General features: G+C 27.6%; 9 protein-coding genes. 8 read left to right on the top strand and 1 reads right to left on the bottom strand.

Annotation, left to right across the window (positions count from 1 at the left end; translation table 11 throughout):
- Nucleotides 1-75: 75 nt before the first annotated feature.
- A complete protein-coding gene (locus tag HUJ77_RS13015) occupies nucleotides 76-1860 on the bottom strand; it encodes an alpha-amylase family glycosyl hydrolase (RefSeq protein WP_291709292.1) in 1785 nt (594 codons plus the stop codon).
- A 284-nt stretch (nucleotides 1861-2144) separates the two neighbouring features.
- On the opposite strand from HUJ77_RS13015, the gene HUJ77_RS13010 reads away from it, so the two are divergent.
- From HUJ77_RS13010 to HUJ77_RS12975, 8 genes are all read left to right on the top strand, one after another.
- Nucleotides 2145-2618, top strand: a complete 474-nt coding sequence (locus HUJ77_RS13010) for a hypothetical protein (RefSeq protein ID WP_291709290.1) — start codon at nucleotides 2145-2147, stop codon at nucleotides 2616-2618.
- Between the two features lie 213 nt (nucleotides 2619-2831).
- Complete coding sequence (gene cobT, locus HUJ77_RS13005; protein WP_291709288.1) at nucleotides 2832-3935, top strand: nicotinate-nucleotide--dimethylbenzimidazole phosphoribosyltransferase; 1104 nt, start codon at nucleotides 2832-2834, stop codon at nucleotides 3933-3935.
- A gap of 18 nt (nucleotides 3936-3953) precedes the next feature.
- Nucleotides 3954-4505 carry a bifunctional adenosylcobinamide kinase/adenosylcobinamide-phosphate guanylyltransferase gene (locus HUJ77_RS13000; protein WP_291709286.1) on the top strand — a complete coding sequence of 184 codons (552 nt, stop codon included), beginning with the start codon at nucleotides 3954-3956 and terminating at the stop codon, nucleotides 4503-4505.
- Nucleotides 4502-5254, top strand: coding sequence for an adenosylcobinamide-GDP ribazoletransferase (locus HUJ77_RS12995; protein ID WP_291709284.1), 753 nt, complete (start codon nucleotides 4502-4504; stop codon nucleotides 5252-5254). The genes HUJ77_RS13000 and HUJ77_RS12995 overlap by 4 nt, the downstream gene beginning before the upstream one ends.
- 15 nt (nucleotides 5255-5269) lie before the next feature.
- Nucleotides 5270-5668, top strand: coding sequence for a bifunctional adenosylcobinamide kinase/adenosylcobinamide-phosphate guanylyltransferase (locus HUJ77_RS12990; RefSeq protein WP_291709282.1), 399 nt, complete (start codon nucleotides 5270-5272; stop codon nucleotides 5666-5668).
- Complete coding sequence (locus tag HUJ77_RS12985) at nucleotides 5655-6266, top strand: histidine phosphatase family protein (protein WP_291709281.1); 612 nt, start codon at nucleotides 5655-5657, stop codon at nucleotides 6264-6266. The genes HUJ77_RS12990 and HUJ77_RS12985 overlap by 14 nt, the downstream gene beginning before the upstream one ends.
- A gap of 17 nt (nucleotides 6267-6283) precedes the next feature.
- The gene (locus tag HUJ77_RS12980; RefSeq protein ID WP_291709279.1) at nucleotides 6284-7225 is read left to right on the top strand and encodes a cobalamin biosynthesis protein; all 942 of its coding nucleotides are present in this window, start codon (nucleotides 6284-6286) and stop codon (nucleotides 7223-7225) included.
- A gap of 1 nt (nucleotide 7226) precedes the next feature.
- Nucleotides 7227-8301: aminotransferase class I/II-fold pyridoxal phosphate-dependent enzyme (locus HUJ77_RS12975; RefSeq protein WP_291709277.1), on the top strand; the 1075-nt coding region annotated here is incomplete at its 3' end.

Raw genomic sequence — 8301 nt, 5'->3', positions numbered from 1 at the left:
ATTTCCAGTTATATTCGTAAATCAAATTTATTATTTACACAAATTTTTAAACATTCTCATTTAAGATTATTAAATTTAGTTTACTTCTTCTAATAATATAACTCCATTTTTATTAGGAGATATATTAACATTTCCATTTTTAACAGTATATTTTTTACCTGTATAAAAATCTTTTATTTTAGTATCATCATTCCAAACTGAAGAAACATCTATTTCAGAGTTATCATAGGCTTCAGTTGCTATAACTACCTTATCATTTATATTATTTTTATTATAAGTTCTACTAAAAGCATAAGGAGAACTTTGAAGCATCTTATGTTCACCAGCTCCAATAGAAATATGATTTGATCTAAATTGTCCAAGCTTTTGCCAATGAGATAAAACTTCTTTATCCATTGTGTCCCAATTCATATCTGATCGTGAAGGTTGATCCTTAGCTGTAGTAACAGTATTAGTAGAAGCTTTTCTGTTTGATTCATCACCATAGTATATTTCAATTCCACCTGGAGCCATAATTAGCTTAGTTCCAAAATTAATCATATTACCTCTTGTTAGGCCAGTATCATGGGAAGAAATGTAGCTAAGAACATTAAATTTATCATTATTATTTATTTTGTTAGCATATTCAGAATATATTTCTTCAAGGGATTCTAAGGTATTACCCTTAGGAAAATCGAAATTAATTATTGAGTCAAAACCATTATCATAATACTCATTTTTATCTAAGCCTTGTCCAAAAACTTCACCTGTCATCCAAAAGTCATCTGACCAGTTTGCACCAGGCTTATCTGGGTTGTTTTCTCTCCAAGTTTTTAGGGCTTTATTACTTTCATCTTTTAATTGTTGCCATCTGTAAATATCAATATGTTTAGCTGTATCAGCTCTAAAACCATCTATTCCAAATTCCTCTACCCAAGAAGCAAGCCATTTAATAATATATGTTGAAGGGTCTGTATTTAAATCAGCTCTATATTTTACTGCTGAAGGAATTATCCAAGCTTCATTATTTTCAGCTCTATCCTTTTCCCACTTTCTTTCAAGAATTGGTGGAAGAGATACTGGATATTTTGATTCTGTTTTAATATCTGGAAGTCCAGAAAGATTCATATTAATATCATTATTTCCACCAGGAGTATAGCCAGGAAGTCCAGCTCTTATCCAATCAGCTCCCCACCATTTTGCCCACTCTTCCTTAGAACCAGTATAATCTACAATTGTTTTATTGTAGGTATTATAATTTTCAGATTCACTTGGCTGCCAATTTCCTATGTCAATAGAAGGATTTTTTAAGGGCTTAAAGTCGTAGTCTGACATATCTTTTAGATTAGAATATCCTGTATGATTAATAACTACATCTAAAACTACTCTAATACCTTTAGAGTGAGCAGTATCAACAAACTCTCGCATATCTTCTATAGTGCCCATATTTTTATCAATAGATGTCCAATCTAAAGCATAATAGCCATGATATCCATAATGAGCAAAGGAGCCAGCGTTATCTCCAGAAACAAATCCATGGATTTGCTCAACAGGTGAAGTTATCCAAATAGCATTAATTCCTAAATCATTAAAATAATTTTCTTTTAATTTTTTTGTTAATCCTTTTAAGTCTCCGCCATGAAAAGTACCAACAGTTGAACCCTTTGCATCTATTGAAAGACGGTCATAGGAATTGTTATTACTTTTGTCACCATCATAAAATCTATCTGTCATAACAAAATATAAACTTAAGTTATCCCAAGAAAATTCCTTATTTTCATAATGGTTATTATTTTTATTAATAGTAATAAAAACTGTTGTTGAAATAATTAATATAGATGCCATGATAAGTGATAAGTATAGTACTCTTTTTTTTGCCATAGAAACACCTCTTTAAGATAATATAATTAGAATTTATCACACTAGAGCTTTGATAACAATTACAAAAGGCTACTGCATATCTTTTTTGGATTTGAACACAAAATAACGATTAAAAAACTAGATAAAAATAACATTAAAGTGACTATAGTCCTGTGATTTTATGACTATAATATCTTAATAAAGGACTTTTAAAAGGTAATTATTAGTAGGAAAATATAGGTATAAGATAAAATGTTAGAATTATAATAAAATTTAGACCAAATGTAAAATAAGGGAGGCTAAATATGAATTGTATTGAAATTAAGGATATTTTTTCAACTACAGTATTATATGAAGGCTTTTTTGGTTATAATGATGTCTTTAAGTTTTCTGAGGAAAGTATTAACAAGCTAGATAAAATAGCTTATAAATATAAAGATTATAGTGAAACTATTACAGATAATAAAGAGGGCAGAGATTTAGAAAATGATAATATATCATATTCAAAGGAATTTACATATAGATTTACAAACTTTATTTCAATTGATAAATTAATATATCCCTTTGTTATTAATGATACCATTAGTTATGAAATTATAGATTTATCAGGTGACAAAGAAAGATTAATACTATCAAGTGAAGATGTTAATATAAATAATGAGAGTTTAGAAATTAGACTAAATAATATTAAGGTTAATAATATTAAACTAAGAATAAATAGTCAAAAAAATATATGGCCAAATACCTCAGAATTTAAAATAATAAAAAGTATATGTTAATAATTAAAGAAGCTTAAAATTAAATTTAAATAAATTATTCCTTTACATGTGAGAGATAAAAATATAATGTTATTGTGATTTATAGATTAATATGTCACCTTCATTATGTTTTTATCTCTATTTTTTGCTTATATTTAAAGTTAGCTTTGTTGACTTTTAGTTAAAATTTAATATATTATAACAAAAAAAGAAGAATATAATTAGGTGATTTTAATGGAATATAAAAATGAAGTTAGTGCTATTATTGATAGTATAGAAAAGGTAAATGAAAAATCAATAGAAGAGGCTAAAAAACGAGTAGATTCTTTAGCCAAGCCCTTAGGAAGTTTAGGGAAATTAGAAGCTTTAGCTATTAAGTTAGCTGGAATTACTGGTAAAGTGAAAAATAGAATAGATAAAAAGGGTATAATAATATTAGCTTCTGATAATGGAGTAGTGGAAGAAGGTGTTGCAGCATCTCCACAATATGTGACACTAGCGCAAACTATTAATTTTTCCAAAGGACTTACTGGTGTTGCAGTTTTAGCAAAGGAAAATAATACAGATTTAATTGTTGTTGATATTGGAGTTAACTGTGAAGGGGAAATTCCAGGTGCAATTAATAAAAAGATTAGAAAATGTACACATAATATAGCAAAAGGACCTGCTATGAGTTATGAAGAAGCTTTAAAGGCTATTTATATAGGTATTGATTTAGTAAAAGATGCTAAGGAAAAGGGATATGACATCCTAGGTATTGGAGAAATGGGCATTGGAAATACCACTACAAGTAGTGCAGTTTTAGCTTCTTTAACTAATTGTGAATTAGAAGCTGTTGTTGGTAAGGGGGCAGGTCTTACTGATGAAGCTTTTATAATTAAGAAAAAGGTAATTAAGAAAGCAATAGAAATAAATAAGCCAAATAGAAAAGATCCAATAGATGTAATTGCAAAGGTTGGAGGTTTTGATATAGCTGGAATGGTAGGAGTTTATTTAGGAGCAGCCTATTATAAAGTACCTATTGTAATAGATGGATTTATATCAGCAGTAGCAGCACTAGTAGCAACAAAATTATGTGATAATGTTAAAGACTATTTAATTCCATCTCATATGTCAAAAGAAATAGGCTATAGTATTGCTATGAATAATATGGGACTTGAGCCAATGTTAAATTTAGATATGAGACTAGGGGAAGGTAGTGGATGTCCAATAGCTTTTTCAATAGTTAATTATGCTTGTGCAATGATGAATAATATGGCTACCTTTACTGAAGCAGAAATAGATCCAAGCTATTTGGAAAAGATTAAAGATAAGAAAAACTATATTGTTGATAAATAGAAAAAGGGTTGAATAAAAATGATTATATTATTAGTTGGTGGATCTAAAAGTGGAAAATCTATGGCTGGACAAAGGTATTCCAAGATATTAGAAAATAAATATGGAGCTCTTTTTTATCTTGCAACTATGAAGGCTTCAGATTTAGAAGATAATATAAGAATAGAAAGACATTTGTTAGATAGGGAAGGATTTGGGTTTACAACTATAGAAAAAAATAAAGACTTAAAGGATATAGTGTATAAACTAAATAAAAAAGATACTATTTTATTAGATAGTATTACATCTTTAGTTACTAATGAGATGTTTTCTGGAGATAATTTTTACCCAAATATAAGTGATAAGATATTTAATGATATAAAACTTATAGGTAAAAAAATAGAGAATTTAATTATAGTTACTGATTATTTATTTAGTGATGGAATTGTTTATGATAATTATACAGAAACCTTTAGAAAAGAAATAGGAAGGCTAAATATTGATTTAGCAAAACTTTCAGATGTTGTTATTGAATGTAGCTTCAATAATGAAATAATACATAAAGGTAGAGAATTGGTAGGAATGTTAAAATGAAGAATTTAATTAATGGTTTTATAATGGCTTTAAGTATGTTTACAATATTACCAGTACCATATAAGGCATGGAAGGATGATGCAGTTAGGCATATGCTTAAGCTATATCCTTTAGTTGGTGCAGTTGTTGGAATTATAATTTATGCAGTATTTAGACTTACAGATTATTTTAACCTTTCCATTATTTTAGTATCAGCTATAACAATGGTAACACCTTTCCTTATAACAGGAATGTTACATTTAGATGGATTTATGGATGTAAGTGATGCATTATTGTCTAGAAGGGATAGGGAGGAAAAAGTAAGAATTCTTAAAGACCCTAATACAGGAGCATTTTCAGTTAATTCCCTTGGAATATTATTTATAATTAACTTTGCAGCAATATACACCTTAGTAGAGAATAAATCTAATATAATTGGAATTATTATTATACCTATTATATCAAGAAGCTTAATGGGACTTATGTTACTAAGGAAAGAATCTATGAAGGAAAGCTCTCTAGGTTCTTATTTTAAAAAAGGAACTGGGAAAACTGATATATTAATTTTATATGTGTTTTTAATAATAGCATCCTTTATATTTATATTCTTAGGATTAAAGTTTATTTCAGTACCTTTAGGAATGATAGCTGTAGCTATTTTATCTGTTAAGAAAAGCATTAAGGAACTTGGAGGAATGTCAGGAGATATTGCTGGGTATGGGTTAGTATTAAGTGAGGTAATAGGAATATTAATATTAGCAATTATTTAGTTAGGAGTGATAACTTTGATCTTAATTTTCGGAGGAGCCTATAATGGAAAGTTAAATTTCGCAAAAGAAAAGTTTAATATTCATGATGATAGGATTTATACAATAAATGATGAATTAAATAACTTGGATATTGATTTATCTAAGGATATAATTAATGAATTTCATAAATTTATATATAAGCTTTCTTTAAAAGGTATTGATGCAACTGAATATATGGTTAATAACAAAGAACTTTTTAAAGATAAAATTATAATTTGTGATGATATTTCCCAGGGAATAGTTCCTTTAAAAAAGGAAGATAGGCTTTGGAGAGAAAATACAGGGAAGTGTCTTCAATACATAAGCAAGAATTCTAAAATGGTTTATAGAGTTTTTTGTGGAATAGCAACGGTGATTAAAAATGAAGAAGATTGAAGTGTCATTAATAAGGCATGGAAAAACCATTGCCAATGAAAAAAGATTATATTGTGGTAAAACAGATTTACCTTTAAGTGATAATGGAAGAGAAGAATTAAAAGCATTAAAGGAAAGTATTAATTATCCAAATTGCCATAAATACTATACTAGTGGAGCTAAGAGAGCAAACGAAACCTTTGAAATTCTTTATGAAAATCATGACTTTATAGAATTAAAAGGTTTCTTTGAGTATGACTTTGGAGATTTTGAAATGAAATCCTATGAGGACTTAAAAGAAAACAAAGAATATATAGACTGGATAACAGATGAATTAGGAGAAATATCTTGTCCTAATGGGGAAAGTAAGATTAACTATAAAAAAAGAATAAGAGATGAATTTCTAACCTTTATTAATAATTTAAATAAAGCAAATATCAATTCAGCCTTATTAGTTTCCCATGGAGGAACCATAGGAACAATATTAGAAGAGTTTTATGATAATAGTAAAAATTTTTATAGTTGGCAACCTAGTTTTGGAGAAGGATATATAATTACAATAGAGTTTTATGAAAATACATTTAAAATTACAAAAATTAATGAATTAAAGAAGATATAAAGGTTAGGAAGAAGAATATGAAGGAATTAACTATAGGATTTATATTAGATTTACTAATAGGAGATCCCCAAAATCCATATCATCCAATTAGGTTTATAGGGAATTTGTGTAGTACTTTAGAAAAAGTTTTTAGAAAAATACTAAAGAATTATTTGAAAATAGCAGGTTTATTAACTTGGATTTTTTCTGTAGTTATAGTTTACATAATAAGTGCTATTATTTTAAAGATTACTTTTAATATAAGTTATATTTTAGGGATTATTATTAGTGGAATAATGATTTATTTTACAATTTCAGCTAAGGCTTTAAAGGTAGAGGGCTTAAAGGTTATAAAATTATTGTTAAAGGATGATATAGAAGCTGCAAGAAAACAATTATCTTATATAGTTGGAAGAGATACTGCTTCACTAGATAAAGAAGGAATATTAAGAGCAGTAGTGGAAACAATAGCAGAAAATATGTCAGATGGTGTAGTGGCCCCAATATTATATGCAGGATTATTTGGTGCGCCTTTTGCATTTGTTTATAAAGCTGTTAACACTATGGATTCTATGTTTGGATATAAAAATGATAAGTATAGAGATTTTGGTTTTTTCCCAGCTAAGTTAGATGATATATTTAATTATATACCAGCTAGGATTACAGGATACTTAATAATTATAGCAGTATTTATATTAAAGTTAGACTATAAAAATTCCTATAAAATTTATTCTAGAGATAAAAATAATCATAGTAGTCCAAATAGTGCACATCCAGAAGCAGCAGTAGCTGGAGCCTTAGGCTTAAAACTAGGAGGAGCTAATTATTATTTTGGGAAATTAGTGGAAAAGCCAACTATAGGTGAAGAAATTAACATTATAGATTTTAAGGATGTTTATAATACTAATAAAATATTATATTTAGTTGCCACTATGAGTTATTTAATTTCTATGCTACTAACTTTAATTGGAGGATTTTAATATGAGTAAAGTTGTACATGGTGGAAATATAGATGAACTATCTAGAAGCTTTAATTTAGATAAAGATAGGCTTATTGATTTTTCAGCTAATATAAATCCTTTAGGTATTAATGAAAATGTAAAAGAAGTTATAATAAAATCTTTAAATGAAGTTGAAAGATATCCAGATATTACTTATTTTCAGTTAAAATCAGCTATAAGTAAATTCGAAGGAGTAGAAAATAAAGATATAGTTTTAGGCAATGGAGCAGCAGAAGTTATATTTAATCTAGTTAGAGCCATAAAACCTAAAAAAGTATTAATACCTGCTCCTACCTTTGGTGAATATGAAGAAGCAGTTTTAAGTGTTGGTAGTGAAATTAAGGATTTTTATTTGCAAGAGGATAAAAATTGGATTATTGATGAAGAAATAAATAATTATATAAATGATGATATAGATATGGTTTTTATTTGTAATCCTAATAATCCTACAGGAACTTTAACAAGTAAGGATGTACTTATAAATACAATTAAGAAAGCAAGCCTTACTAATACAATTGTTGTAATTGATGAATCTTTTTTAGATTTTATAAGAGAAGTAGAAGAGTATTCAGTAATTAATTTAATAAATGAATTTAGTAATGTTTTTATCATAAAATCAATGACTAAATTATTTGCTATACCAGGTATAAGAATAGGTTATGGAATATGTAAAAATAAAGAGTTATTGAAGAAAATAGAAGAAATTTCAGTGCCTTGGAATATTAATATTTTGGCAGAAAAAGCGGCAATATGTTCATTGAAGGAAGAGGAATATATTGATAAAAAGTTTAAGGTAAATGACTTTATTAATAAAGAAAAGTCTTTTAAGGATTCAAAGAAGTTTGTTCTAATAATTGATGAAATTAATAGAGGTAATATTTCAAAAATATTTGGAGAGCTTATTACGTTATTAGAAGAAGATAAAAGAATAGGTATGGATAATCAAATTACAGTTTGGACCCTCTTCAAGCTCATCGGTTCATTGGCTTTGTTGATGTATGGTATGAAGTCCATGAGTGAGAGCCTTCAGAAAATGGCTGGTCCACAGCTTCGTC

The sequence above is a fragment of the Clostridium sp. genome, assembly GCF_021443865.1.
GTDB lineage: Bacteria > Bacillota > Clostridia > Clostridiales > Clostridiaceae > Clostridium.
This window is presented reverse-complemented; position numbering and strand designations above follow the sequence as displayed.

Coding starts and splice junctions, on each gene's coding strand:
- HUJ77_RS13010 (WP_291709290.1), top strand. CDS start 2,145: ATGAATTGTATTGAAATTAAGGATATTTTTTCAACTACAGTATTATAT.
- HUJ77_RS12985 (WP_291709281.1), top strand. CDS start 5,655: ATGAAGAAGATTGAAGTGTCATTAATAAGGCATGGAAAAACCATTGCC.
- HUJ77_RS13000 (WP_291709286.1), top strand. CDS start 3,954: ATGATTATATTATTAGTTGGTGGATCTAAAAGTGGAAAATCTATGGCT.
- HUJ77_RS13015 (WP_291709292.1), bottom strand. CDS start 1,860: ATGGCAAAAAAAAGAGTACTATACTTATCACTTATCATGGCATCTATA.
- HUJ77_RS12980 (WP_291709279.1), top strand. CDS start 6,284: ATGAAGGAATTAACTATAGGATTTATATTAGATTTACTAATAGGAGAT.
- HUJ77_RS12995 (WP_291709284.1), top strand. CDS start 4,502: ATGAAGAATTTAATTAATGGTTTTATAATGGCTTTAAGTATGTTTACA.
- cobT (WP_291709288.1), top strand. CDS start 2,832: ATGGAATATAAAAATGAAGTTAGTGCTATTATTGATAGTATAGAAAAG.